This is a genomic window from Nguyenibacter vanlangensis (genome assembly GCF_038719015.1).
GTDB lineage: Bacteria > Pseudomonadota > Alphaproteobacteria > Acetobacterales > Acetobacteraceae > Gluconacetobacter > Gluconacetobacter vanlangensis.
This window is the reverse complement of the sequence record NZ_CP152276.1, coordinates 2511914-2535941: the sequence shown is the minus strand read 5'-3', so window position 1 is coordinate 2535941 and position 24028 is coordinate 2511914. Positions and strand designations below refer to the sequence as shown.

Below are 24028 nucleotides of genomic sequence, written 5' to 3'. Positions count from 1 at the left end.
CGCGTTCCCCTGCGGTCAGGGCGCGCGCGCGCCGGCCGGCGCCGACGCGGCGACCGTGCGGGCCAGCAGGCGCAGATCGCTGCGGATGTCGGATGAAACCTGCGCGCGGCCCTGTTCCATGTCGGTCAGCATCCGCGTCAGCAAACTCTCGATCCCGCGCAAATGCCCATGGCCGGAGTCGTCGGCCATGCGCTGCATCAGCGCATGGCTGGCGCGCATCGTCTCGGTCATGACGCCGATCCGCTCGTTCAGGCTGCTCAGCAGCGCCTGCTGCTGCACGCGGCCATCCTCGCCCCGCGCGATCAGCGTCTGCAGCTTTTCCAGGTTCTCGGCCGTCTGTTCCAGCAGCGCCTGGACATAAGCCGGCACGCTGGCATCGCCGCCGTCCGCGCCGGCCAGGCCGGGGCTGATCCGCGTCAGCCCGGCCAGCCATTCCTCCAGTTCGTTGAAGAAACGATTCTGCGCCTGCCCGGCCGTCAGGTCCAGAAAGCCCAGTACCAGCGCGCCCGCCAGGCCGAACATCGATCCCGAAAAGGCCGTGCCCATGCCGTGCAGCGGCTGGGCCAGCCCGCTCTTCAACTGCCCGAACATCACGTTCAGGTCCCCCGATCCGATCGACAGGCTCCCGATCACGTCGGCGATGGACCCCACGGTCAGCAGCAGCCCGTAGAACGTGCCCAGCAGGCCCAGGAAGATCAGCAGGCCGGTCATGTAGCGCGACAATTCGCGCCCTTCGTCCAGCCGCGACGACAGGCTGTCCAGCATGGACTGCATCGCCGGGGTGGACAGGACCAGCCGGTCGGTGCGGCCGTGCGTCGCCAGCATCGACGCCATCGGCGCCAGCAGGCGCGGCGGCGTCGGCGGGGTCAGCCCGGCGCGCGGCTGGCGCAGCGTCTCGACCCAGCGCACCTCCGGCAGCAGCCGCAGCACCATGCGGATGTTCCACATGATCCCGAAGGCCAGGATGGCCAGGATCAGCCCGTCCAGGATCGGATTGTTGAAGAACGCCGCGAACAGCGTCCGCGACAGAAGGGTGGCCACCACGGCCACGGCGGCAAGGAACGCGGCGATGCGCAGCAGATAGGTCGTCGGTTGGGTCACGGCGCGGGATGTGGCTCCGAAGGGGCTGGGGGCTTTGACGTCGAGGCCACCATATCCGACCGGGTCACGTCAACATGATCGGGTACCGTTTCGTTCGCAGCCCCCAGGGATGTAACGCCGCCGGATGCAACGCCGGGGGACGGCAGGCCGATGGCCCGGACATAGATCCGCGTCGTCGCCACCCCGGCATGAACCAGGATCGACCGGATCGCCAGCCCCCGCTCCAGCGACACCCGCCGCGGCGTGGAGACGTCGTCGGGCGAGCCCGACGCGGTGGCGTCCACTTCCGCCCGCGCATCGGGCGTCCGCAGCAGGCCGGCGGCAAATTGCTTCACCCGGTCGATCATCGCGGCATTCATGTCCGCGCTGCCGGCCGCGAAGGTCAGGCGCAGGCCGCCCGGCAGGTCGGTTGCCACCCCCTTCGCGTCCGCCACCACCGGTGTCGGCGGCGGCGGCGGCGGCGGGTGCAGCGGCACGTCCACTACCGGCGGCCGGATGATCGGCGGCGGTGGCGGCGCGGCCGGAATCGTGGGGGCGGGCGGTACGTGACCGGCCGCCGATCCGCTGGCCGCTTTCCCGCCCGCCGGTTCGGTCCTGGCCGGCGCCGCTCTCCGGGCAGGCGGGCGGGCGGCATGGCCGCTATGGCCCGCGGCGGCGGCCGCCTTGTGCGTTGTCGTCCCGTGCGCCGCGCCCAGGGTCGACAGCGCGGTATCGTTGGTGACGACCTGCGCCCGCGCCACGCTCGCCGGGACGACGGGACCGGCCGTCAGGGCGGCGAGGATGCAGGGCGCGGCCAGGGCGGACGCGAAGGGACGGCGGACGGTATGAGGCATGATCCGGGCAGCCTAGAACAGATCGCGCCGGGGCGCATCCCCGCGCGCCGGGTGGGTGATCGCCCGCAAGCCCAGAACCCGCAAGCCCAGAACCCGCAAGGCCCGAACCCACAAGCCTGGGGCCCGCAAGCTCAGGCGCGCGCGGTCAGGCTGTCGGCCACCAGTTCGCGCAGCGGCGCGTGCAGGTGCGTGTTGCCGGCGACGATGTTGACGGTGTCGCCCAGATCGTCCAGCTCGTTCCCTTCGGGATCGGTGACATAGCCGCCGGCCTCGCGCACCAGCAGCAGGCCGGCCGCGCAGTCCCACGGCTTCAGCCCCAGTTCCCAATAGCCTTCGTACCGGCCGGCCGCCACCCACGCCAGGTCCAGCGCCGCCGCGCCGAACCGGCGGATGCCCGCCACCTGCGGCATCAGCGCACCCAGCGTCCGGGCGAAGGGCAGGCGGCGCTGCGCCGGCACCTTGGCGAACGGAATACCGGTGGCGAACAGCGCCTCCAGCATGTCGCGCCGCGCCGAGACGCGGATGCGGCGCTCGTTCAGAAAGGCGCCGACCCCCTTCTCGGCCCAGAACATCTCGTTCGCGGCGGGGTTATAGACCAGGCCCGCGGCCATCTCGACGCCGCCGTCCGGCATGCGGCGCTGCAGCCCGATCGAAATCGCCCAGTGCGGAATGCCGTGCAGGAAGTTCGTGGTCCCGTCCAGCGGGTCGACGATCCAGCGCCAGGTCCAGCCATCGCCGCCCGACGCCCCGCTCTCTTCCATCAGGAAGCCGTAGCCGGGGCGGGCGCGCGCCAGTTCCTCGCGGATCGCGGTCTCGGCGCGCAGATCGGCCTGCGAGACGAAATCGCCCGGCCCCTTGATGCTGACCTGAAGCTGCTCGACCTCGTTGAAGTCGCGCAGCAGGCGCCGCGCGGCCTTCTGGGCCGCGTTCTGCATCACCGTCATGTGGGGAGAGAGTCGCATGGCCACGATGGTCGGTCCTGTCTGGTTCAGCGGGTTGGGGATGGTCGGAAGGGCGGTGCGCGACGGGCCTCAGCCCTTGGCGCGCTCGACATAGCTGGCGTCTTCGGTGCGCACGACGATGCGTTCGCCCGCCTCGATAAAGGGCGGCACCATCGTCTTCACGCCGTTCGACAGCTTGGCCGGCTTGTAGGACGAACTCGCGGTCTGGCCCTTCACCACCGGATCGGCCTCGACGACCTCCAGCGTGACCTGCGCCGGCAGTTGCACGCCCACCGGGTCGCCTTCCACCAGGTTGACGACCAGCGTCATGTTGTCCTGCAGGAACGGCGCCTGGTCGCCCAGCAGTTCCAGCGGCAGCAGCGTCTGCTCGAACGTCTCGGGGTCCATCAGGACGATATTGTCGCCGTCCATGTAGGAATAGGTATATTCCCGTTCCTCGGTCATCAGGCGCTCGACCGTATCGGCGGTGCGCCAGCGCTCGTTCGTCTTGTTGCCGGTCTTCAGGTCGCGCATTTCCACCTGGATGAACGCGCCACCCTTGCCCGGGGTGATGATCTGCTGCTTCAGGACGGTCCAGCGACGGCCTTCGTGCTCGATGACCTGTCCGGCACGGATCAGGTTCGCCTGCTGCTTCATGGTGGGGCCTGTCTCAACTATGGGAATGGAAGGGGAATGGAAGGCGGGCTTCTAACGCCCCCGGGCGTCGAGGGCAAGGTTGGCGGCCGATTCAGCCGCCAGTTTGTGCGCGCCGCCCGCCGGATCGCGCACCACGACCCTGCGTCCCCCCGGCTCGGGCCCGCCCGTCTCCAGCCCGTCTGCCTCCAGATACTCCGGGCCCAGCGGCACCTTGCCGTGCCCGCCCGGAATATCCAGCGTATAGGTCGGCCAGGCCAGGCCGGTGACCCGGCCGCGCAGCCCGGCCAGCAGCCGCCGTCCCTCCGCGATCGGCACGTGGAAGCGCGCGGTTCCCGGCGCGGGGTCCAACTGATGCAGATAGTACGGCTTCACCCGCGCCTCGACCATCGCGCGCAGCAATCCCTCCAGCGCCGGCACGCTGTCATTGACCCCGCGCAGCAGCACCGACTGCCCCAGCACCGGAATGGCCCGCGCCTGGACGCGGCGCAGCGCGGCGCGCGCGGCCGGGGTGAATTCGCGCGCATGGTTGGCATGCACCACCAGCCACATCGCCCGGTCGGTCTCCATCGCGTCGGCCAGCGCCTCGGTCAGCCGCTCGGGCGCCGCCACCGGCACCCGGCTGTGGATGCGGATGGTCGTCACGTGCGCCATCTCGCCCAGCGCGCGCACCATCGCGCCCAGCCTGCGCGGCGACAGCATCAGCGGGTCGCCCCCGGTCAGGATCACCTCGCGAATGGCCGGATGCGCGCGCAGCCAGTCCAGCGCGCGCTCCAGCGCCGCGTCGTCCAGCACCCCGCCATCCGGCCCCACATGTTCGCGGCGGAAGCAGAACCGGCAGTAAAGCGGACAGACCAGCAGCGGCTTCAGCAGCGCGCGGTCGGCATAGCGATGCACGATGCCCGGCACCGGCGACAGCGCGTCGTCGGCGATCGGGTCGCTGCGTTCATGCGGCGCGGTCGTCAGCTCGGCGGCATCGGGCACGACCTGCAACCCGATCGGGTCGTCGGGCCGCTCGATCAGGTCCAGGAACGCCGGCGGGATCGCCGTGGCGTATTGCCGCTCCACCGCGTCTAGCGCTGCGGCCGCGTCGGGCGCCGCCAGCCCGGCCGCCACCAGCTCGCGCACCGTCCGCAAGGTGGGGCGCAAGGCGGGGCGCGCCTGTTTGAGCGCCCCCGTCTGTTTGACCGCCCCCATCTGTTTGACTGATTGTGTCATCGGCTGGCTCTACTCGACCGCCTTTCGTCCTGCAACACAGGAGTCGCGCATGACCGGCCCCATCATCCCCGCCTCCACCCCGCCCGATCCCGACCGCATCGCCGAACGCCTGCCGCTGCTGCGCCGGCGCGCCCTGGTGGCGCGGGCCGTGCGCGCCTTCTTCGATGCGCGGGACTATCTCGAGGTCGAAACCCCCTACGCCGTCCCCACCCCGGGCGAAGAGGTGCATCTGCGCGTCTTCCGCACCGAACGCGAACATCATGACGGCACGCGCCGGGCGCTGTTCCTGCATACCAGTCCCGAATTCGCCATGAAGCGGATCCTGGCCGCGACCGGCCAGCCGATCTTCCAGCTCGCCCGCGTCTGGCGCAACGCCGAAGGCAGTCATCTGCACGCCGCCGAATTCACCATGCTGGAATGGTACCGCCCGGGCGCCACGCTGGCCGGGCTGATGGACGAAACCGAATCCCTGCTGCGCGCGGTGCTGCCGCCCGTCCTGCAGCGCCCCCCCGGCCTGGCGGAGGCCCGGCCGCTGCGTATCGACGTCCCGTTCGAACGGCTGACCATGGCAGAGGCCTTCGCCCGCCATGCCGGCATCGACCTGCTGCCCACCGAGGGCGACGCCGCTTCCCTGGCCGCCGCCGCCGGCTGCGCCCTGCGCCACGGCGAGGATTGGGAGGATCTGTTCTTCCGCCTGCTGATGGAACGGGTGGAACCCGCGATCGGGCGCGACCGCCCGTGCTTCTTGACCCACTGGCCCGCCAGCCAGGCGGCGCTGGCCCGGCGCGACCCGGCCGATCCCCGCACCGCCCTGCGCTTCGAACTCTATGCCGCCGGCATCGAACTGGCGAACGCGTTCGAGGAACTGACCGATCCGGTGGAACAGCGCCGGCGCTTCGCCGCCGACCGGGCGCGCCGCGCGTCGCTCTACGGCGCCGGTCCCGATATGGCCTGGCCGATGGACGAGGCCCTGCTGGCGGCGCTCGGCCACATGCCGCCCTGCGCCGGCATCGCGCTGGGGTTCGACCGGCTGGTCATGCTGGCCGCCGGCACGGCGCGCATCGGCGACATCCAATGGCTCGAAGAAGGGGCAATGGTGTGAAGAGGGGGCAATGGCCGGGTTGAATGATCGAGTTGATTATTTGTAACATTGGCGCGCAGGCGCGGCCGATCCCGGGCATGCTATATTGACATTGCTGCAATTTTTACCCTTCAGCTCGGTATTCGTGTCATGAAATATGCTTCGCTTCTACCGCTTGCCGCCCTGCTCGCCCTGACGGCCTGCGAAGTCCCGTCGCCCGAGCAACGCAGGCTGCTCAACTCCATGGTCGGACGGCAGGAAGTCGACGTGATCCGCACCTTCGGCGTCCCCACCCGGTCGTATGAGGCCCAGGGCCACACGTTCCTCGCCTATATCGACAGGGAAACCAGCTATTCGCCGGGCGGCGGCTGGGGATGGGGCTACGGACCCGGCTGGGGTGGCCCCGGCTGGGGCGGCTGGGGCGGCGGTTGGGGTGGTGGCTGGGGCGGCGCCTGGGGTCCGGGTTGGGGCGGCTGGGGCGGGTCGGTCTATACCAGCTCGTGCCAGACCACGTTCGAACTGATCGGCGGCCGCGTCAACGGCTGGACGATGCGCGGCGACGGCTGCTGACGGGCACCGGTCGCGGCGGCGTCGCCCTACGCCGCCGCGATCGCCGCGTTCATCGTCCGCACACCCGCCGCCGGGCCGTCGGGGTGCCCCCACACCGCGCTGATCACCGCCAGGAAATCCGCCCCGGCGCGCACCAGCGGCCCGCAATTGGCCGGCGTGATCCCGCCGATTGCCACGACCGGCAATTCCATCATCGTCGCCCACCAGGACAGCAATTCGGCTTCGGCCCGGATCTCGGTCTCCTTCGACACCGACGGAAAGAACGCGCCGAACGCCACATAATCCGCCCCGGCCTCGCCCGCGCGCATCGCCAGGTCGCGGCTGTCATAGCACGACACGCCCAGTTGCAGGTCGTCACCCAGCGCGAAGCGCGCGTCGGCCACCGCCATGTCCTCGGCCCCGACATGCGCGCCGTCGCAGCCGCCGCGCCGGGCCAGGTCCGGCCGGTCGTTCAGGATGAAGGCGACCCCGCGCTCCTGCGCCACCGGACGCAGCACGTCGATCGCGCGCAAAATCGCGTCGTCCGGCACGTCCTTCAGCCGCAATTGCACGGCGGCCACCGGTCCCGCATCCAGGGCGCGGGCCAGGTCGGGGGCGAACGCCGCCGGATCCGGTACCGGCGGCGTGATCAGATAAAGCTGGCATTCATTCATCGCGCGTCGATCATACGGCCTGCCGCCGCGCCGCGACAGTGGGCACGGCGCGCCGTCGCGGATCAGCGCCCGCGCAGGTACCGTTCCAGCCGGATCGGCGCGGGATCCAGGTCCAGCCGGTGGCTGACCGGCCGCGCGCCCAGACAGACCGCCCCCAGCTCCCCGGCCAGCAGCCCGACGGTCCGTGCCTGCGGGCAGGACCCATCCAGCAGGATATGACGCACCCCCAGCCCCAGCGCCTCGACGGCCCGGCCGGCCGACGCCCCGCAATCCAGGAAGGCCGGCAGGACACAGCCGGTCTGCGCCAGCAGGGCCCGCCACCAGGCCGGCCCCAGCAGGCATCCCGCCCCGTCCGGCGACAGCAGCATGCAGGGCGGCGGGGTGTCCATGCGGCGCAGCACGTCCTGCACGCTCCGCAGCTCCGTGGCCGAAGCCACGGTAATGACACGCGAAATGGCCGGATCATCGATCATTGCTTGACGTTGAACCGCGCCCGAGCGATCTGTTCAAGAAGATTGTCGACAGGCGGGATTCAGAACGTGGCGCATGCGGAAGGATCGGATATGCCGGCCGGCCCCCAGGATACCCGGGGCAGCGAACCCGCCGACCGGCTGGAGCAGGCGCTGAACCGGATCGCCTTCGCGCTGGACCGCCGGCGCGACGACGCCGCGCAGGCGGCGCCCGATCCGCATGCCCCCGATCTGCAGACTTTGGCCGCCAATATCGACATCCTCATCGCCCGCATCCGCGACGTGCTCGGTCCCGAAGACGACCGGGACAAGGACGCCCCGGATGCCGGCCGGGATTCGGAGGCACGCTGAGCCATGGCACAGGTAACGGTCCGCATTAACGGCTATTCCTACGTCGTCGGCTGCAAGGACGGGCAGGAACGCCACCTCCAGGCCATGGCGCAGGAGGTCGAGCGCCGGGTCGAGCGCATCCGCGCCATCGGCGGCCAGAGCGGCGAGGGCCGGATCCTCGCCCTGGCCGCGCTGCTGATGGCTGACGAGATCCACGACCTGACCGCCGAAAAGATGCCCGAGGACACGTCGCGCCAACTGGCCGAGGCGCGCCAGATCCGCATCGAGAACGACCGGCGGCGCGAACAGCTCGCCCTGCTGGTGGAACGGGCCGAAACCATTGCGGCGGCGCTGGAACGCGACTAGATATCAGGGGCGGGGCTGCCGGGCTCGTCAGGCAACTCAACCCCTGGGCCGATAAGCACTTCCAAAGGGAGCTGGCTCTGACGTGATCCTGGTCATGTTACCTGGCGCCCACCTGCACTTGCAGGTCCGGGAGGGCTGAAAAGACCAACGGCCATGGTGGCTCCGCACGCTTCCGCTCTCTCCGACCCGCCCGAACTGGCGCAGGCCAAGGCGGTGCTCCGCCACCGCCTCCGTGCGGTACGGGCCCATCCGCCGGCCGCCCATGCTACCGGCGAATTGTGCCGGCGCATGGCCGGCTGGGTGCGGTCGCACCTGCGGCCCGGCGCGCTGGTCGCCGCAACCTGGCCTTTGCCGGGCGAAATCGATCTGCGCGGCCTGTGCGCCGACCTGCATGCCGACGGCTATGGGGTGCTGCTGCCCGAAACCCTGCCGCGCGGCCATGCGCTGCGCTTCCGCCGCTGGCATCCCGGCACGCCGATGCATCCCGGCCGCTTCGGCACCCATTATCCGGACGGACCCGTCGCCCGGCCCGATTTCGTGTTCGTGCCCCTGCTCGGTTTCGACCGGCGCGGTTTCCGGCTGGGCTATGGGGGCGGCTATTACGACCGCACCCTGGCGGAACTCGGCGTCGGAACATGGGACGGATCGGGCGCCGAACCGGCAGGCCCCAGGGAGGCGGTGTCCAGGGGCACGGTATCCGGGGGCGCGGTGCCGGCGGCGGGATACGGCCTGGCGGCGCAGGAAGTGCCCGCCGTGCCCGTCGGCCCGCACGATATCCCCCTGCCGGTCATCGTGACCGAGCACGAAACGATCCGCTGCGGACGATAAAGCCGGCAAACCCGGCCGCGGCGATGGACGGGGATGCCGTTCGGGTCTACCCACCAGAGTCCAGCATATGGATGACGGGAAAAGGGGAAGGGCCGGGTGCGGATCTTGTTTCTGGGCGATATCGTCGGACGCGCGGGGCGCGAGGCGGTGATGGCATCCCTGCCGGGCCTGCGGCGCACCCTCCGGCTCGATCTGGTGGTGGTGAACGGCGAAAATGCCAGCCACGGTTTCGGCCTCTCCCCCGCCATCGCGCAGGACCTGTTCGCCGCGGGGGCCGATATCGTCACCCTGGGCAACCATGCCTGGGACCGCAAGGACCTGATCGGCCATATCGATGCCGAGCCCCGCATCATCCGTCCCGCCAATTACCCGCCCGGCACCCCCGGCCAGGGCAGCGCCCTGGTCACGCTGGTGGACGGACGCAAGGCGCTGGTGATCAACGTGATGGGCCGCCAGTTCATGGACGCCCTCGACGATCCCTTCCGCGCCGTGGCCGACATCCTCGCGCGCCATCGCCTGGGGGTCACGGTGCAGGCCGTGGTGGTCGACATCCATGCCGAGGCCTCCAGCGAGAAATGGGCCATGGGCCACGTGCTCGACGGGCGCGCCTCGCTGGTGGTGGGTACCCACACCCATACCCCCACCGCCGATCATCGCATCCTGCCCGGCGGCACGGCATTCCAGACCGATGCCGGCATGTGCGGCGACTATGACAGCGTGATCGGCATGGGCAAGGACGCGGCCATCGCCCGCTTTCTCCGCCGCATGCCCGGCGAACGCCTGCAACCGGCCGAGGGCCAGGCCAGCCTGGCCGGCATCATGGTCGAGACCGATGACGCCACCGGCCTCGCCCGCCGTGTGGCGCCGCTGCGCATGGGCGGATTGCTGGCCCCGACCACGCCGGATTTTTAGAGCGGATTCCGTTCAGGCGGAATCGTCTGAACGGATAAGGACGCTCTATCCGGCCGGCTGCTCCGGGGGCAGGGGACGCGGCCGGCGGTGGTCGTCTATGGCGACGAAGGTGAAGACCCCTTCCGTCACCTTGACGGTCTCGTGCGAATGGCGCGCCCGCCGCCAGGTCTCGACATGGATCGACATCGACGTGCGCCCCGTGCGGATGATGCGCGTATACAGGCTGACCTCGTCGCCGATCAGCACCGGCTGGTGCAGCACCACCTTGTCGATCGCCACCGTCACGCACCGCCCCGCCGCCCGCAGCGCCGCCGTGGTCCCCGCCGCCAGGTCCATCTGCGACATCAGCCAGCCGCCGAAAATATCCCCCGCGGCATTGGCATCCGCCGGCATCGCCACCACGCGGATCGTGGGGGGCACGGTCGGGCGTCCGGCCGCCGGCGCGGGGTCGTCAAGGGTGGCGGTGCTTGCAAAGGTCACGCGGGCAGGCTCCTGGCACGGCCCGAAGGCCGAAAACGCGGGTCAGCGGAAAGGCGGTTCGTCGAACCCGCGTAGCTTGCGCGAATGCAGCCGGTCCACCCCCTGCGCGCGCAGAAGCCGCATGGTCTCGATCCCCACCGTCAGGTGCTGCGCCACCCGCTCGCGATAGAACGCATTCGCCATGCCGCGCAATTTCAGCTCACCATGCAAGGGCTTATCCGACACGCACAGCAGCGTCCCATACGGCACCCGGAAGCGAAACCCGTTCGCCGCGATGGTCGCCGACTCCATGTCCACCGCGATGGATCGCGACATGTTTATCTGGGTGAACAGCGCATTCAGCCGCAATTCCCAGTTCCGGTTGTCGGTCGTCATCACCGTGCCGGTGCGCAGCCGCGTCTTCAGTTCCGAATCGCGCAGCCCCGTCACCTGCGCGGTGACTTCCTGCAACGCCACCTGCACCTCGGCGATCGGCGGCACCGGCACCCAGGGCGGCAGGTCGTCGTCCAGCACATGGTCGTCGCGGACATAGCCGTGGGCCAGCACGTAATCGCCCAGGCGCTGCGTGCGGCGCAGCCCGGCGCAATGCCCCACCATCAGCCAGCAATGCGGCCGCAGCACCGCCAGATGGTCGGTGATCGTCTTCGCGTTCGCCGGACCCACGCCGATATTGACCAGCGTGATCCCGTCCCCGTCCGGCCGGCACAGGTGATAGGCCGGCATCTGCGGCAGGCTGCCGGACATGTGCGGGGCCGGCGGGTCGCCCCGGCGATGGACCAGGTCGCCCGGCTCGACGAACCGGTCATATTCCTCCCCCCGGTCGACCTGCGCGCGCCCATATTCGCGGAACGCGTCGACATAGCGCTGGTAATTGGTCAGCAGGATGAAGCGCTGCACGTGGCGGGGCGAGGTCCCGGTATAATGATGCAGCCGCGCCAGCGAGTAATCCGTCCGCTCGGCGGTGAACAGCGCCAGCGGCCGCGGCTCGCCCGGCTGCGGGATCAGCGCGCAATTGGCGATCAGGTCGTCGGTGGCGTGCAGGTCCGGCAGCGCGAAATGCCGCTGCAGCGCCCGCAGGTCGTCCTCGGTGATCGCGGTCACCGCCTCTTCCATCACATAGGGCAGCGGGATCGGCCGGCGCGACTTTCCCACCAGCACCGGCTGGCGGTAATGGCGCAGCAGGATGTCGATCTGCTCGCGCCAGTAATCGCGGAACAAAGCGGGCCGCGTCAGGGTGGTGCCGTAGAATCCCGGCTCCAGCACCACGTCGAAGGGCGGACGCGTCTCCTCGGGCGGCGGCGTCCGGTCGACCGGAAAGGCCAGGTAGGGATAGGTCGGCACGGCCTGCATGCCGCCCTGCCGACCGGCGAAGGCCGCGCGCAGGGCATGCACCCCGGCCTCGTAGATCTCGCTGATCCGCTCCACCGCCTCGGCGGCATCGGTGAACGCCTCGAAATCCGTGCCCACCCGGTCGCGGATCGCCGCCATGTCCTCGGTCATGTGCCCCCTATCCGGCGCCCTGTCCCGGCGCCCCTCCCGGCCTGTCTGCCGTCGTCCCGTCCGGACGGATCATCAACGCCGGATCAGGATATAGTTGATCGTCAGGTCGATATCGAAATGGTCGCCCGTCATGTCCGGTGGCACCGGCGGCAGTTCGGCGCCATGGAACATGCCGGTGGTGGCGGCATCCAGGTAGTACGACCCGGACTGCCCGGTCAGCCGCACCGCCTTCACCCGCCCGCTGCGATCCAGCACCACATGGACCGAGGACGGACCCTCCTCCCCGGCACGGGCCGCTTCCTCGGGGTAGTACATGTGGGCGCGGATCCAGCGATCGATCTCCTCGCCGTAATCCTCGCTCACCCCGCGGATCTGGGTCTGGGTGGAATAGGGCGCGTTCAGTTGCCCGTTGCGTACCATCGGCCCGACCGACAGGTCGATCGGACTGCCCGACCCGCCGGCCCGGCCGCGCCGCTGGCGCACCGGCCCGGGCGACGGGGCAAAGGACAAATCCATCGGCGAATCGAACGGCGAGGGCGCATGCGTCGGCGTCCGCGGCCGTGTCGCGCGCGCATGGCGCGGCGTCGGCCGGGGCGAGGGCCGGGCGGCGTGGCCCGGGGTCACCGGCGCCGGATTGGGCATCGCGGTCGATGGCTGGTCCGGCAGCGTCTCGTCCGACGGCGTGCGCGGCAAAGGCGGGGCCGCGGGCGTCTGCGGCGTCGGCACGGTCGGCGACGGCGCGGAATCGGTGGTCTGGGGCTGGTCGGGGCGCGGCACGTCCGGCGTCGGCTTGCTGGGCCGCGCGCCGGACCCGCCGGCCAGGTCGGGCGAATTGCGCCCCTGCAGGCCGCTCGACGCCGGCGGGGCGAAGACCATCTCGACCGACGGGTTCTCGGGGGCCGCCGCCGCGCCCGCCTGGTGCCGCGCCGCCTGTATCAGGACCGCCAGCAGGATCAGATGCGCCAGCGCCGACAGGACCAGGACGGTGGCCACGCCGGGCTCTTCCAGCGTATCCGGCCGGATCATCGGCGCGCCGGCGCGGCGCAGCGGCCGGTACTCGTCCGGCCGGGCGACCGGCACGGGCCGCAGGCCCTCGCGTCCCTGCGATGGCCGGACCGGCGGGTGGGGATGGCGGCGGTGCGGCCCGCGCCCCGCACCCGGGGTGCGGGGGATCAGGACGGGCTCCTCGGCCTGGCGATAGCGGGAGGAAGGGCTGAGTGTCACCGTCATGAAAAGCCGCGATTCTCCGCGTGGTCGCCTGCGGCGCACTCCGTTGCGATCATGGCCCGAAACGATGCCGTCGGACAATGTTCCAGTCCCGGGGGTCCAGTCCCGGGTCCCAATCCCGGGCGACTCTCTCGCACGCTACACTAGCCTGCGGCAATCCCGTTGTCATGTTCCGCACTGTCACGGCGCCCCATCGCGGCGCCACGCAATGCCGCGCGCAATGCCGCGCCATGGGGGCGGTCGGGCGGGATTGTCTTGCCGCCCGGACTCTGCTGGCATGGCGTCATGCCCCCCGCCCCGCCCGACACCCGGCCCGATACCCCGCCCGGCACTCTGGCCGATCCCCTCCCGCCGGCGGCGGAACCGCCGATGCTCGGCCTGTCGCCCGCCCGGGACCGCGCCATCCGCCGCCATCTCTCGGCCGCCGACCCCGATCTCGCCGCCCTCATCGCCCGCACCGGCCCCTGCCGCCTGCGCGTCCATGCCGCCCAGGAACCCTATGCCGCCCTGCTCGAGGCCATCGCCCACCAGCAACTGCACGGCAAGGCGGCACAGGCCATCCTGGGGCGGCTGGTGGCGCTCGCGGGTGGCACGCTGCCCGATCCGGCAGCCCTGCTGTCCTTTCCGGTCGAAGCCCTGCGCGGCTGCGGCCTGTCCGGCAGCAAGATCGCGGCGATGCAGGGCGTGGCCCGCGCCAGCCTCGACGGCACCGTCCCGTCGCGGGCGCAGGCCGTCGCCCTCTCCGACGACGAACTGGTCGCAAGACTGGTCGGCCTGCGCGGGATCGGGCGCTGGACGGTGGAAATGCTGCTGATCTTCGCGCTCGGCCGGCCCGACGTCATGCCGGTCGACGATTTCGGCGTGCGCGAGGGCTGGCGCGTGCTGAAACATCTCGACGCCCAGCCCAAACCCAGGGCGCTCGCCGACATCGCCCGTGCCTGGAGCCCCCATCGCTCGGCCGCCGCCTGGTATCTCTGGCGCGCGGCGGAAGAGGGCCGGCGGCCGGTCCAGGCCAACATCCTGACCGGCTGACGGCCCGGGCCCCGCCGCGCCCTCAATATTGCTCGACGAAATCTTCCAGCAGGGCGGCGAAGCGCGTCGGGTTCTCCACATGCAGCCAATGCCCGGCCTTCTCGATCAGCTCCAGCCGGTAACGGGGAAACAGCCGCCGCATCACCCCGTAATGTTCCGGCCGGATATAGGGCGAATTGCCCCCCGCCAGAAACAGGGTCGGACCGGGATAGGAGTAGCCCTCGGGGATATAGGGCCAGCTTTCGATATTGGTCATCGACGACACGATGTCGCGCAGCCCGATGGTCCAGCCCGGATTGTCGCCCAGCCGCAGGTTCTGCAGCATCAGCGCCCGCACGTCGGTATTGGAAATGTCGCGCGCCAGCAGCGTGTCGGCTTCCGCCCTGTTCAGATGGGGCGGGAATTTCACCCGCAACATCTGCTCGCCCAGCGAAAACTGGCCATGGCCGGTCCTGGCGGGCGGAATATCGGCCACCAGCAGGCTGTGCACCATGCCCGGCCGGGTCAGGGCCAGGGTCATCGCCACCTTGCCGCCCATCGAATGGCCGACCAGGGTCGCCGGCAGCGCCGCATGATGGGCCAGCGTCTCCAGCAGGTCCGCCGCCATGCTGTTGTAATCCATCGGCCCGTGCGGACTGTCGCCATGGTTGCGCAGGTCGATCGCCAGGGTGCGCCGCGTCCGCGCCAGGCGCCGCTGAAAGAATCCCAGGTTGCGCGCCCGGCCGAACAGCCCGTGCAGCAGCACGATGGGCGGGCGCGCCATGCCGCCCTCCTGCTCGGGCTCGCGCGCGATCACGTTCAGCAGCACGGCAGCACCATCCTTCCTTCCGCGTCTCGCACCGGGCCCGTCATCGGTCCCCGATTCCGCGGGTCGGGATGCAGCTTATGGTCTTCCGCGCCGCGCGCAAAGGCCGCCTCAGGAACGCCCGCCGTGCGCGGGGCGTTGTCCGGGTTCGGGGTCCGCCCGCGTTCTTCGGCGGATATTTCGGCCGATATTTCGGTTGATCTGGGGGGGACATGACTTCAAATAGGCGGCACGGGCGCCTTGCCGCCGCTGGCGCCGCGCGAAAGTATTTGCCGTGCCGTCTCCCAGTTCCGGCCTGCTGAACCATCTGCGCCGTCAGCGCGCGCCGCGGGCGGGGACGGTGCCGGGTTCCGCCCGCGCCGACCGGCCCGCCATTCCCGTCTCCCACGCGCCACGCCTGCTGCGCGCCCTGGTCCGCGCCGACGAGATCTGGCTGGTGATGCTGGCGGCATGCGTGGGCGCGGGAGCCGGGCTGCTGGTCGCCGCCATGACCCACGCAACATTGCTGGCGCACCGCCTGCTCTTCATGGCCACGGGCGATGGACGGATCTCCGGCCTGGACCGCCTCGAACCGCTGCGCGCGGTGCTCGTGCCCGTCCTGGGCGGCCTGGCCTTCGGCGGGCTCGGCGTGTTCATCGCCCGGTACGTCCCCGGGCGTCCTGTCGACCCGATCGAGGCCAACGCCCTGCATGGCGGCCGCATGTCCCTGCGGGACAGCGCCATCGTCGCCATCCAGACCGTATTCTCCAACAGCGTCGGCGCCTCGGTGGGACTCGAAGCCGGCTTCAGCCAGATCGGCGCCGCCGCCGGCTCGCGTATCGGCCGCATGTTCCGCGTCCGGCGCGAGGATCTGCGCCTGCTGGTCGGATGCGGCACCGCCGGCGCCATCGGGGCGGCGTTCGACGCGCCGCTGGCCGGGGCATTCTATGCGTTCGAACTGGTGATCGGCACCTATTCGCTGGCCAACCTGGCCCCCGTGGCGCTGGCCTCGATCTGCGCCATCGGGGTGACGCACCTGCTGCACAGCGCGGCGCCCGGCGTGTCGGTCACCCTGCCGGCCAGCCTGCATCTGAACGACTACCTGCCGGTGGCCACGCTGGGCATCGTCGCCGCCCTGCTCGGGGTGGCGCTGATGTATTGCGTCACCTTGGCCGAAAGCCTGTTCCGCCGCTCGGGCCTGCCGGCCTGGTCGCATCCGGCGGTCGGCGGGGCCGTCATCGGCACGATGGCGCTGGTCTCGCCCTCGGTCCTGTCCTCGGGCCACTGGGCGATGCGCATCGCGCTGGAACGGGGCCACCCCACCGGGTGGGTGCTGGTGCTGCTGGCGCTGAAGGCCGTCGCCTCGTCGGTGTCGATCGGCGCCGGATTCCGCGGCGGCCTGTTCTATGCCTCGCTCTATCTCGGCGTGCTGACCGGGGCGGCCTTCGGCGGCGGCCTGGCGCTGGTCTCGGCCGCCGCCCCCTCGACCGAACTCTGCGCCCTGGTGGGCATGAGCGCGATGGCCGTGGCCGTCGTCGGCGCGCCCATGACCATGGTCTTCCTGGCGCTGGAAATGACCGGCAGCCTGCCGCTGACCGTCGCCGTGCTGGTCGCCTCGGTCATCTCCGGCCTGACGGTGCGCCGCACCTTCGGCTATTCCTTCGCCACCTGGCGCTTCCATCTGCGTGGCGAATCCATCCGTTCGGCGGTCGATGTCGGCTGGATCCGCACCCTGACGGTCGGGCGGATGATGCGGCGCGACGTCAAATCCCTCTGCGCCACCACCACCATACAGGCTGCCCGCCATGCCTATCCGCTGGGTTCGGCCCAGCGCATCGTCCTGGTCGATGGCGGCGGGCGCTATGTCGGGCTGCTCCAGGTGCCCGACCTGTACGCCCCCGACCTGCATGCCGAAGATGCGGATGGAACCGGCGACCTGACCCGCTTCGCGCAATATCGCGACGTCATCCTGCTGCCCCAGATGAATGTGCGCGAGGCGATCGCCCGCTTCGAACAGTCCGAAAGCGACGCCCTCGCGGTGGTCGACAGCGCCGAGTCCCGCATCGTCCTGGGCATGCTGACCGAACAGCACGCCCTGCGCCGCTACAGCGAGGAACTGGACCGCACCCGCCGCGAACTGGCCGGCGAGGGCCGTCTCCACGCCCGGCTCTGAACGGCGCGACGTCCCAAAGAAAAAGGGTGCCGGCCCCCGCGGCCCGGCACCCTTTCCATGTTCGTCGATCCCGGCCGGATCAGACGGAGTAATACATCTCGAACTCGACGGGGTGCGGGATGTGCTCGAACTTGTAGACTTCCTGCCACTTGATGGCGATGTAGCTGTCGATCTGGTCCTTGGAGAACACGCCGCCGGCCAGCAGGAACTCATGGTCGGCTTCCAGGGCCAGCAGCGCCTCGCGCAGCGATCCGCAGACGGTGGGGATCTGCTTCAGTTCGTCGGGCGGCAGGTCGTACAGGTCCTTGTCCATGGCGTCGCCCGGATGGATCTTGTTCTTGATGCCGTCCAGGCCGGCCATCAGCATGGCCGAGAACGCCAGGTACGGGTTCGCCGTCGGATCGGGGAAGCGCACTTCCACCCGCTTGGCCTTGGGGCTGGTCGCATACGGAATGCGGCATGACGCCGAGCGGTTGCTGGCCGAATAGGCCAGCAGCACCGGCGCCTCGAAGCCCGGGATCAGCCGCTTGTAGGAATTGGTCGAGGGGTTGGTGAACGCGTTCAGCGCCTTGGCGTGCTTGATGATGCCGCCGATGTAATACAGCGCCTGGTCGGACAGGTCGGCATAGCCGTTGCCGGCGAAGACCGGCTTGCCGCCCTTCCAGATCGACTGGTGCACGTGCATGCCCGACCCGTTGTCGCCATAGATCGGCTTGGGCATGAAGGTCGCCGTCTTGCCGTAGGAATGGGCGACGTTGTGCACGCAGTATTTGTAGATCTGCATGAAGTCGGCGGACTTCACCAGGGTGGCGAACTTGGTGCCCAGCTCGTGCTGGGACTGCGCGACCTCGTGATGGTGCTTTTCGATCGGCAGGCCCATCTCGCCCATGGTCGACAGCATCTCGGCGCGCAGGTCGGCCTCGCTGTCCACCGGCGGCACCGGGAAATAGCCGCCCTTCACCACCGGACGGTGGCCCATGTTGCCTTCCGGATAATCCTTCAGAGACGCGCCCGGTCCCTCGATGCCGTCCAGTTGGTAAATGCCGAAATTCGGGCCGGTGCCGAACTTGACGCTGTCGAAGACGAAGAATTCGGCTTCCGGACCGAAGAAGGCGGTGTCGCCCAGCCCGGTCGACTTCAGATAGGCCTCGGCCAGCTTGGCGGTCGCGCGGGGGTCGCGGTTATAGAACTGCCCGGTCGAGGGCTCGATGATGTCGCAGATCAGGATCAGTTGCGGCTTGGCCGAAAACGGGTCCATGACCGCGGTCGCCGGGTCCGGCAGCAGGATCATGTCGCTCTCGTTGATGGCCTTCCAGCCGGCGATCGACGACCCGTCGAACATGAACCCGTCGCGGAACGTGTCCTGCTCGATCGTCGAGACATGCTGCGCCGTGTGCTGCCACTTGCCGCGCGGATCGGTAAAGCGCAGATCCACAAGCTCGACGGAATGCTCCTGGATCAGGCTGAACACCTTGGCGACAGCCTCGGCGGAATAGGTGGGCGTCGTCGTCGGAACTGCGCTCGGGGCTTTCTTGGCCATTCTGATTTACCTGCCTTAACTGGTGGGGCCGCTCGACACGGCGGTGAAACGGTTACGAAAATGGGGCGCCGTTGTCGATAGCCTGCCGGGCCCGCGTGCCCGCCGGCCCTGGTGCGCCGGCCCGATGGGCCGCCGGACCCGCCGGGCGGAAAAGGAAAGGGGATAGGACGCGCTGGCTGGGGATCAGATGGCCTCCTCGCCCCGTTCGCCGGTCCTGATGCGGATGGCTTCCTCGACCGGCAGGATGAAGATCTTGCCGTCGCCGATGCGGCCGGTGCGGGCCGCCGCGATCACGGTGTCGACCGCGCGCTCGACCATGTCGTCGGCGCAGACGATCTCCAGCTTCACCTTCGGCAGGAAATCGACGATGTATTCCGCCCCGCGATACAGCTCGGTATGGCCCTTCTGGCGGCCGAAGCCCTTGGCCTCGGTCACCGTAATGCCCATCAGCCCGATCTCGTGCAGGGCGTCCTTTACCTCGTCCAGCTTGAACGGCTTGATGATGGCTTCGATTTTCTTCATGCCGCGTCGTCACGTCCTCGCTGCGGTCCCGGCATCACCCGGGGCCCGTTGCCACCTTACCGTTGCACGGGTTGCGCCGCCGGGCAATCGGATCGGATTGCAAAAAGGCGGCATATTCCGCACATCTGCGCGTGATCGGGCGGCAGAAGGGGCAAATCGGGCCCCGAGCGCCTTTTCGGGACGACAGAAACGGGAATCCCCACGTCGCGGATCCCGGGGAAGAAAGACATGAAATCGCCGAACAGCATGCTGTCGGGCCTGCCGACGACCATCTTCACCGTCATGTCGGCCCTGGCGGTCCAGCATGACGCCATCAATCTCGGCCAGGGCTTCCCCGACACCGAGGGCCCCGCCGACATGATCGAGGCCGCCTGCGCCGCCCTGCGCGACGGGCGCAACCAGTATCCGCCGCTGACCGGCCTGCCCGAACTGCGCGGCGCCGTCGCGCGGTCGAACGCGCGCTTCTACGGCCTGGCGGTCGACCCGGCGAGCGAGGTGGTCGTCACCTCCGGCGCGACCGAGGCCCTGACCGCCTCGCTGATGGCGCTGGTCGATCCGGGCGACGAGGTCATCCTCCTCGAACCGCTCTACGACACCTATGCCCCGGTCATCCGCGCGCTGGGTGCCATCCCCCGCCCGGTGCGCCTGACGCCGCCGGACTGGTCGCTGCCGCGCGCCGAACTGGCCGCCGCCTTCGGGCCGAAGACCAAGGCGCTGATGCTCAACACGCCGATGAATCCGACCGGCAAGGTCTTCGACCTGGACGAACTCGACTTCATCGCCGGCCTGCTGGCCCGCCACGACGTCTATGCGATCTGCGACGAGGTGTACGAACATCTCACCTTCGGCACGGCGCGCCACATCCCGCTGATGACCCTGCCGGGCATGCGTCCGCGCTGCGTGCGCATCGGCAGCGCGGGCAAGAGCTTCTCGCTGACCGGATGGAAGGTCGGCTACGTCACCGCGCCCGCGCCGATCGCCGCCTGCGTGGCCAAGGCCCACCAGTTGCTCACCTTCACCACGGCGCCCAACCTGCAGCGCGCGGTCGCGATGGGGCTGGACAAGGACGATGCCTATTTCGCCACGCTCGCGGCCGACATGCAGGCCCAACGCGACCTGCTGTCCCGCGGGCTGCGCGCGGCGGGCTTCACCGTGCTGCCCTGCGACGGCTCCTATTTCGTCGTGGCCGATATCCGCTCGGCCGGCTTTGCGGGCAGCGACGCCGCGTTCTGCCGCGCGCTGACCGAACGTTGCCGCGTCGCCGCCATCCCGGTCTCGGCCTTCTATGACAGTGCGGACCCGCCGGACCATCTGGTGCGGTTCGCATTCTGCAAACGACAGCCGATCCTGACCGAAGCCGTCGCGCGCATCCATGCCGGCCTGCCCGGCCTGCTGCAGGCCGGTGCCTGACGGCCCGGCATCGTCCCGCCTCCGGCGCGGCCGATCGTTGACGGGCTTGCCGAAATCCGCGTATCCGTCAGCCTGGTCCGCATCCGGTGGATCGGGTCTCGCCGCCGATGTCCCGCAAATTGCCGATGTCTCGCAAATGAATGTCTTCACAGGATGATACCTGCGCCGTGACGTGGATAGGGTCGTGAAAAACCGAATGAAAGCTCCTTTCGCCGCGGCTTTCGGCGCCGCCGTCGCCCTTCTGTCCCCGTCGGGCGCCGATGCGCGCCTGTCCGTGGACGCGGGCCCCGTCCCGGCCGGTTTCGTGCCCCACACCCTGGCCCAGGCTCTGGCCGCGGCCTACCTGACCAATCCCACCCTGCAGCAGGAGCGCGCGACCCTCCGCGCCCAGGACGAGGACGTGCCCAAGGCCCTCGCGGGCTGGCGGCCCCAGATCTCCGGACAGGTCGGCGCGACCTATTTCAGCGGGCAGAGCAATTATCGCGGAAATGACGCGTTTCTCGGCTATTCCCGCACCTATTCGACGCCGGGCTACACGGCCGGCGCCAGCATCCAGCAGCCGATCTACCAGGGCGGCAAGACCACGGCCTCGACCCATCAGGCGGTCAACAAGGTCATGGCCGAACGGGCCAACCTGATCTCGGTCGAGCAGAAAGTCTTCCAGGACGTGGTCGGCGCCTATGTCGGCGTGGTCCAGGACACGGCGCTGCTCAAGATCAACCAGGGCAACGAACAGGTGCTGGCCGACCAGTTGCGGGCGACCGAAACGCGCTTCCGCGACGGCGAAATCACCCGGACCGACGTGGCCCAGGCCCAGGCGGCGCTGGCCGCGGCCACCTCCCAGCGCCAGCAGGCCCAGGGCACGCTGGACGCCGCCCGCGCGGCCTATCTGCAGGTCGTCGGCGCTCCCGCCGCCGCCGACCTGGCGCCGCCCCAGCCGCTGGCCCTGCCGGTCACGTCGGAACAGGGCGCCGACACGCTGGCCGAACAGAATAACCCCAACGTCATCAACGCCATTTTTTCCGAATCCGCGCAGCGGGATAACGTCGATGTCGCGGTGGCGGCACTCATGCCGACCGTCAGCGCCCAGCTTGCCTATCAGCGCGGCGTCAACCAGGGACTTGGCGGCCAGTTCACCGAAAACAAATATGCCGAACTGACGATGCAGGTCCCCGTCTACCAGGGCGGGTCGGAATATGCGGGCATCCGCCAGGCCCGGCAGCAGGCCCAGGCCGCGCATCGCGCGGTCGATGCCCAGCGGCGGCAGGCGGTCCAGCTCGCCTCGTCCGCCTGGCGGCAGCTCGCCGCCGACCGCGCGGCGGTCGCCAGCGACCGGCAGGCGATCACGGCCAATGTCGCGGCGCGCGACGGGGTGCGGCGCCAGGCGCTGGAAGGCGTCAGCACCACGCTCGAAGTCCTGCAGCAGCAGCAGGCCCTGCTGCAATCCGAGATCACGCTGGTCCAGGGGCTGGGCAACCTGGTCACCGCGTCCTACGGCGTCGCGGCGGCGATCGGCCGGCTGACGGCCTCGGACCTGCAGTTGAACGTCCCGCTCTATGACGAGACGGCGTATTACAACGCCGTCAGGAATCGTCTGTGGGGGATGAACGACTACGCCCAGAACCAGCCGGGGCGATAAGGGGCGATCGGCCGCCGTTCAAACGGACTCGTTTGAACGGGTAAAGAGGCGCGATAAAATAACGATTTAAAACAGTTCCTTGATCAGATCGTCCCCGATGCCGAACGCGGCGCCGGCGGCGGCGGCCTGGCCGAACCCGGAATGGAGCAGGCTGCCGAGAAAGCCCCCGGATTGCGGCGGCGCGGGTTGCGGCGCCGGAACATATTGCGGCTGCACCGGGTCATAGGATTGCGGCACCTGCTGGGCCTGGCTGGCAAGCCCGGCGTGGAGCGCCTGGAGCAGGCCGGCGACCTGCTGCTGCTCGGACTGGAAGGCAAGCGCCAGTTCGCGAAGGTCGAGCATCCATTCCCGCGCCTGCATGTCGCCGCCATTCGCGGCGGCCTGCAGCTTGCCGCCAAGCGTCTGGAGCATCTGCGCCGTTTGCTGCGCCTGCATCTGCAACTGGCTATAGGCTTGGTCGATCGTCTGAACGTCCATGACGGAACTCCATTTCAAGCGCTGAAAAGACGAACACGCGGATCATATCACTCCGCGTGCGGGCCGCCTGCGGCATCAGGGCCGGTAAGGCATGGCCGGACCATAGGGCGGCGGGGGCGGAGGCGGCGGACCCATCGCGCCCGGGGGCGCATAGGACTCCGCGATCACGTTGGCGATGATGCCGGTGGCCACGGCCGTCAGCAGGAATCCGCCGCCGTACCGCACCCAGTAATAGCCGGGCGGCGGCGCATACAGCCCGCGATAGCGGCGCCAGTCATCGACGCGCCAATTCGGCCCGACATAGCGGTCCCCGCGATGCCATTCGCGATACCGCCCCCCATGGTCCGGACCATGGCCGCCATGCCAGCCCCGATCACCATGCCAGCCACGGTCTTCATGCCCCCTGCCGTCGCCGTGATCGGCCAGTGCGGGAGACGACCCAAGCGCGATTCCCGACAGAAGAAAGGCCGCTATCGATTTTCTGTACATACTACCCAACATGCTGTCGATCCGCGTATCTATGAACTGCAAGCTAAATCAGGTGTATGGCAGGATTATGAAAAGGCGCAATGGCCATGGCGACGCCCCCCTGGTCCGTCACGCAGCAATACATTTCAAACTCTGCGGGATGTGGCGGTGTCGCTGTCGGCCAGGTCCATGGAGAATATGGCGGGGCCCGCACGCATCTGCCCCGATGACGTTCGGCCTTTCGTATTTTTTCGACATCGACTCAATATTATTGAGTAATCGTTAACGGACGTCGACCGGCCGCAACATGCCGGTTTCAAGCAGGCCGCAAATATATATTTCCAAACGGTTGCATTTTTGATGCTTTTAATCCGTTGGAAAGAAAAAACTCTTTTTCTTGATTGGATTTGAGGCTGCCAACAGCGTAACGGTTCTCATCAACACGGCGAATAAATATTTCTCTGGAGGAACGAGTGAAGTTCATCATCGCCATCGTCAAGCCGTTCAAGCTTGATGACGTCCGTGCGGCGCTGGGCAAGATCGGGATCGAAGGCATCACCGTCACCGAGGTCAAGGGATACGGGCGGCAGAAGGGACATACCGAGATCTATCGCGGCGCCGAATATCAGGTGGCCTTCGTGCCGAAGGTCAAGATCGAGGTCGCGGTCGCCGACGCGCTGGAGCACCAGGCACTGGATGCCATCCGGGCTGCCGCCTATACCGGCACCATCGGAGACGGGAAAATGTTCGTTCTCGATCTTCTGCAGGCCGTTCGCATCCGCACCAATGAAATCGGGGAGATTGCTTTGTGAGTAAGCA

Annotated in this window: 27 protein-coding genes and 1 other RNA gene; 12 read left to right on the top strand and 16 right to left on the bottom strand. The window is 69.1% G+C overall.

Annotated elements, in window-relative coordinates:
* Positions 1–15: 15 nt before the first annotated feature.
* The 5 genes from AAC691_RS11755 to AAC691_RS11735 form a co-directional block, all read right to left on the bottom strand.
* Positions 16–1101, bottom strand: coding sequence for a flagellar motor protein MotA (locus AAC691_RS11755; RefSeq protein ID WP_342627018.1), 1086 nt, complete (start codon positions 1099–1101; stop codon positions 16–18).
* Positions 1098–1934: a hypothetical protein gene (locus AAC691_RS11750; protein ID WP_342627017.1), complete on the bottom strand. Its 837-nt coding sequence runs from the start codon at positions 1932–1934 to the stop codon at positions 1098–1100. The genes AAC691_RS11755 and AAC691_RS11750 overlap by 4 nt, the downstream gene beginning before the upstream one ends.
* Before the next feature lie 131 nt (positions 1935–2065).
* Complete coding sequence (locus AAC691_RS11745) at positions 2066–2896, bottom strand: inositol monophosphatase family protein (protein ID WP_342630206.1); 831 nt, start codon at positions 2894–2896, stop codon at positions 2066–2068.
* Positions 2897–2965: 69 nt separating this feature from the next.
* Positions 2966–3532, bottom strand: a complete 567-nt coding sequence (efp, locus tag AAC691_RS11740) for an elongation factor P (protein WP_176641216.1) — start codon at positions 3530–3532, stop codon at positions 2966–2968.
* A gap of 51 nt (positions 3533–3583) precedes the next feature.
* Positions 3584–4726 carry a lysine-2,3-aminomutase-like protein gene (locus AAC691_RS11735; protein WP_342630205.1) on the bottom strand — a complete coding sequence of 381 codons (1143 nt, stop codon included), beginning with the start codon at positions 4724–4726 and terminating at the stop codon, positions 3584–3586.
* Between the two features lie 70 nt (positions 4727–4796).
* Between AAC691_RS11735 and epmA the strand changes: the two genes are divergently transcribed.
* Both epmA and AAC691_RS11725 read left to right on the top strand, forming a co-directional pair.
* The gene (gene epmA / locus AAC691_RS11730; protein WP_342627016.1) at positions 4797–5849 is read left to right on the top strand and encodes an EF-P lysine aminoacylase EpmA; all 1053 of its coding nucleotides are present in this window, start codon (positions 4797–4799) and stop codon (positions 5847–5849) included.
* Positions 5850–5978: 129 nt separating this feature from the next.
* Entirely contained in the window at positions 5979–6398 is a 420-nt protein-coding gene (locus tag AAC691_RS11725; RefSeq protein WP_342627015.1) for a hypothetical protein, read from the top strand.
* Positions 6399–6424: 26 nt separating this feature from the next.
* Here AAC691_RS11725 and thiE read toward each other — a convergent pair whose 3' ends face one another.
* Positions 6425–7051: a thiamine phosphate synthase gene (gene thiE / locus AAC691_RS11720; RefSeq protein ID WP_342627014.1), complete on the bottom strand. Its 627-nt coding sequence runs from the start codon at positions 7049–7051 to the stop codon at positions 6425–6427.
* Positions 7052–7113: 62 nt separating this feature from the next.
* Positions 7114–7524: a hypothetical protein gene (locus AAC691_RS11715; RefSeq protein ID WP_342627013.1), complete on the bottom strand. Its 411-nt coding sequence runs from the start codon at positions 7522–7524 to the stop codon at positions 7114–7116.
* 90 nt (positions 7525–7614) lie between these two features.
* Between AAC691_RS11715 and AAC691_RS11710 the strand changes: the two genes are divergently transcribed.
* The 5 genes from AAC691_RS11710 to AAC691_RS11690 all read left to right on the top strand — a co-directional run bounded on the left by AAC691_RS11710 (position 7615) and on the right by AAC691_RS11690 (position 9957).
* Complete coding sequence (locus AAC691_RS11710) at positions 7615–7872, top strand: hypothetical protein (protein WP_342627012.1); 258 nt, start codon at positions 7615–7617, stop codon at positions 7870–7872.
* Between the two features lie 3 nt (positions 7873–7875).
* Positions 7876–8217, top strand: coding sequence for a cell division protein ZapA (locus AAC691_RS11705; RefSeq protein WP_176641629.1), 342 nt, complete (start codon positions 7876–7878; stop codon positions 8215–8217).
* Between the two features lie 9 nt (positions 8218–8226).
* Positions 8227–8384: non-coding RNA, 6S RNA (gene ssrS / locus AAC691_RS11700), on the top strand.
* A complete protein-coding gene (locus tag AAC691_RS11695) occupies positions 8371–9045 on the top strand; it encodes a 5-formyltetrahydrofolate cyclo-ligase (RefSeq protein WP_342627011.1) in 675 nt (224 codons plus the stop codon). Before ssrS ends, AAC691_RS11695 begins: the two co-directional genes overlap by 14 nt.
* A gap of 96 nt (positions 9046–9141) precedes the next feature.
* Positions 9142–9957 (top strand): YmdB family metallophosphoesterase, encoded by an 816-nt coding sequence (locus tag AAC691_RS11690; protein WP_176640477.1) that lies wholly within the window; start codon positions 9142–9144, stop codon positions 9955–9957.
* 45 nt (positions 9958–10002) lie between these two features.
* Here the strand turns inward: AAC691_RS11690 and AAC691_RS11685 are convergent, their stop codons facing one another.
* The 3 genes from AAC691_RS11685 to AAC691_RS11675 all read right to left on the bottom strand — a co-directional run bounded on the left by AAC691_RS11685 (position 10003) and on the right by AAC691_RS11675 (position 13167).
* Positions 10003–10350 carry an acyl-CoA thioesterase gene (locus AAC691_RS11685; protein ID WP_176640479.1) on the bottom strand — a complete coding sequence of 116 codons (348 nt, stop codon included), beginning with the start codon at positions 10348–10350 and terminating at the stop codon, positions 10003–10005.
* Between the two features lie 129 nt (positions 10351–10479).
* On the bottom strand, positions 10480–11937 hold the full coding sequence (locus AAC691_RS11680) for an AMP nucleosidase (RefSeq protein ID WP_176640476.1): 1458 nt from the start codon (positions 11935–11937) through the stop codon (positions 10480–10482).
* A gap of 72 nt (positions 11938–12009) precedes the next feature.
* Positions 12010–13167, bottom strand: coding sequence for a TonB family protein (locus AAC691_RS11675; RefSeq protein ID WP_323989686.1), 1158 nt, complete (start codon positions 13165–13167; stop codon positions 12010–12012).
* A gap of 366 nt (positions 13168–13533) precedes the next feature.
* Between AAC691_RS11675 and AAC691_RS11670 the strand changes: the two genes are divergently transcribed.
* On the top strand, positions 13534–14196 hold the full coding sequence (locus AAC691_RS11670; RefSeq protein WP_342630204.1) for a DNA-3-methyladenine glycosylase 2 family protein: 663 nt from the start codon (positions 13534–13536) through the stop codon (positions 14194–14196).
* A gap of 22 nt (positions 14197–14218) precedes the next feature.
* On the opposite strand, the gene AAC691_RS11665 is transcribed toward AAC691_RS11670, so the two are convergent.
* Complete coding sequence (locus tag AAC691_RS11665; RefSeq protein WP_342627010.1) at positions 14219–15004, bottom strand: alpha/beta fold hydrolase; 786 nt, start codon at positions 15002–15004, stop codon at positions 14219–14221.
* Between the two features lie 271 nt (positions 15005–15275).
* Between AAC691_RS11665 and AAC691_RS11660 the strand changes: the two genes are divergently transcribed.
* A complete protein-coding gene (locus AAC691_RS11660) occupies positions 15276–17153 on the top strand; it encodes a chloride channel protein (RefSeq protein WP_408905994.1) in 1878 nt (625 codons plus the stop codon).
* A gap of 79 nt (positions 17154–17232) precedes the next feature.
* Here AAC691_RS11660 and glnA read toward each other — a convergent pair whose 3' ends face one another.
* Positions 17233–18693 carry a type I glutamate--ammonia ligase gene (glnA, locus tag AAC691_RS11655; protein WP_342627009.1) on the bottom strand — a complete coding sequence of 487 codons (1461 nt, stop codon included), beginning with the start codon at positions 18691–18693 and terminating at the stop codon, positions 17233–17235.
* A gap of 183 nt (positions 18694–18876) precedes the next feature.
* Positions 18877–19215 carry a P-II family nitrogen regulator gene (locus AAC691_RS11650; RefSeq protein WP_176640408.1) on the bottom strand — a complete coding sequence of 113 codons (339 nt, stop codon included), beginning with the start codon at positions 19213–19215 and terminating at the stop codon, positions 18877–18879.
* A 228-nt stretch (positions 19216–19443) separates the two neighbouring features.
* Here AAC691_RS11650 and AAC691_RS11645 point away from each other — a divergent pair, with 228 nt between their 5' ends.
* A complete protein-coding gene (locus AAC691_RS11645; RefSeq protein ID WP_342627008.1) occupies positions 19444–20625 on the top strand; it encodes an aminotransferase in 1182 nt (393 codons plus the stop codon).
* Between the two features lie 196 nt (positions 20626–20821).
* Positions 20822–22264: a TolC family outer membrane protein gene (locus AAC691_RS11640; RefSeq protein ID WP_342627007.1), complete on the top strand. Its 1443-nt coding sequence runs from the start codon at positions 20822–20824 to the stop codon at positions 22262–22264.
* A gap of 66 nt (positions 22265–22330) precedes the next feature.
* Here the strand turns inward: AAC691_RS11640 and AAC691_RS11635 are convergent, their stop codons facing one another.
* The 3 genes from AAC691_RS11635 to AAC691_RS11625 all read right to left on the bottom strand — a co-directional run bounded on the left by AAC691_RS11635 (position 22331) and on the right by AAC691_RS11625 (position 23702).
* Positions 22331–22741, bottom strand: coding sequence for a hypothetical protein (locus AAC691_RS11635; RefSeq protein ID WP_342627006.1), 411 nt, complete (start codon positions 22739–22741; stop codon positions 22331–22333).
* A 75-nt stretch (positions 22742–22816) separates the two neighbouring features.
* On the bottom strand, positions 22817–23242 hold the full coding sequence (locus AAC691_RS11630) for an RcnB family protein (RefSeq protein WP_342627005.1): 426 nt from the start codon (positions 23240–23242) through the stop codon (positions 22817–22819).
* A 283-nt stretch (positions 23243–23525) separates the two neighbouring features.
* Positions 23526–23702, bottom strand: coding sequence for a hypothetical protein (locus AAC691_RS11625; RefSeq protein ID WP_342627004.1), 177 nt, complete (start codon positions 23700–23702; stop codon positions 23526–23528).
* Between AAC691_RS11625 and AAC691_RS11620 the strand changes: the two genes are divergently transcribed.
* Positions 23683–24021 (top strand): P-II family nitrogen regulator, encoded by a 339-nt coding sequence (locus tag AAC691_RS11620; RefSeq protein WP_323989695.1) that lies wholly within the window; start codon positions 23683–23685, stop codon positions 24019–24021. The two genes, AAC691_RS11625 and AAC691_RS11620, sit on opposite strands and share 20 nt — an antisense overlap.
* The last annotated feature ends 7 nt before the right edge of the window (positions 24022–24028 follow it).

Coding starts and splice junctions, on each gene's coding strand:
- AAC691_RS11715 (WP_342627013.1), bottom strand. CDS start 7,524: ATGATCGATGATCCGGCCATTTCGCGTGTCATTACCGTGGCTTCGGCC.
- AAC691_RS11750 (WP_342627017.1), bottom strand. CDS start 1,934: ATGCCTCATACCGTCCGCCGTCCCTTCGCGTCCGCCCTGGCCGCGCCC.
- thiE (WP_342627014.1), bottom strand. CDS start 7,051: ATGAATGAATGCCAGCTTTATCTGATCACGCCGCCGGTACCGGATCCG.
- AAC691_RS11745 (WP_342630206.1), bottom strand. CDS start 2,896: ATGCGACTCTCTCCCCACATGACGGTGATGCAGAACGCGGCCCAGAAG.
- AAC691_RS11635 (WP_342627006.1), bottom strand. CDS start 22,741: ATGGACGTTCAGACGATCGACCAAGCCTATAGCCAGTTGCAGATGCAG.
- AAC691_RS11735 (WP_342630205.1), bottom strand. CDS start 4,726: ATGGGGGCGGTCAAACAGACGGGGGCGCTCAAACAGGCGCGCCCCGCC.
- AAC691_RS11670 (WP_342630204.1), top strand. CDS start 13,534: ATGCTCGGCCTGTCGCCCGCCCGGGACCGCGCCATCCGCCGCCATCTC.
- AAC691_RS11625 (WP_342627004.1), bottom strand. CDS start 23,702: ATGGCGATGATGAACTTCACTCGTTCCTCCAGAGAAATATTTATTCGC.
- AAC691_RS11705 (WP_176641629.1), top strand. CDS start 7,876: ATGGCACAGGTAACGGTCCGCATTAACGGCTATTCCTACGTCGTCGGC.
- AAC691_RS11685 (WP_176640479.1), bottom strand. CDS start 10,350: ATGCCGGCGGATGCCAATGCCGCGGGGGATATTTTCGGCGGCTGGCTG.
- AAC691_RS11640 (WP_342627007.1), top strand. CDS start 20,822: ATGAAAGCTCCTTTCGCCGCGGCTTTCGGCGCCGCCGTCGCCCTTCTG.
- AAC691_RS11675 (WP_323989686.1), bottom strand. CDS start 13,167: ATGACGGTGACACTCAGCCCTTCCTCCCGCTATCGCCAGGCCGAGGAG.
- epmA (WP_342627016.1), top strand. CDS start 4,797: ATGACCGGCCCCATCATCCCCGCCTCCACCCCGCCCGATCCCGACCGC.
- glnA (WP_342627009.1), bottom strand. CDS start 18,693: ATGGCCAAGAAAGCCCCGAGCGCAGTTCCGACGACGACGCCCACCTAT.
- AAC691_RS11650 (WP_176640408.1), bottom strand. CDS start 19,215: ATGAAGAAAATCGAAGCCATCATCAAGCCGTTCAAGCTGGACGAGGTA.
- AAC691_RS11695 (WP_342627011.1), top strand. CDS start 8,371: ATGGTGGCTCCGCACGCTTCCGCTCTCTCCGACCCGCCCGAACTGGCG.
- AAC691_RS11680 (WP_176640476.1), bottom strand. CDS start 11,937: ATGACCGAGGACATGGCGGCGATCCGCGACCGGGTGGGCACGGATTTC.
- AAC691_RS11710 (WP_342627012.1), top strand. CDS start 7,615: ATGCCGGCCGGCCCCCAGGATACCCGGGGCAGCGAACCCGCCGACCGG.
- AAC691_RS11630 (WP_342627005.1), bottom strand. CDS start 23,242: ATGTTGGGTAGTATGTACAGAAAATCGATAGCGGCCTTTCTTCTGTCG.
- AAC691_RS11725 (WP_342627015.1), top strand. CDS start 5,979: ATGAAATATGCTTCGCTTCTACCGCTTGCCGCCCTGCTCGCCCTGACG.
- efp (WP_176641216.1), bottom strand. CDS start 3,532: ATGAAGCAGCAGGCGAACCTGATCCGTGCCGGACAGGTCATCGAGCAC.
- AAC691_RS11645 (WP_342627008.1), top strand. CDS start 19,444: ATGAAATCGCCGAACAGCATGCTGTCGGGCCTGCCGACGACCATCTTC.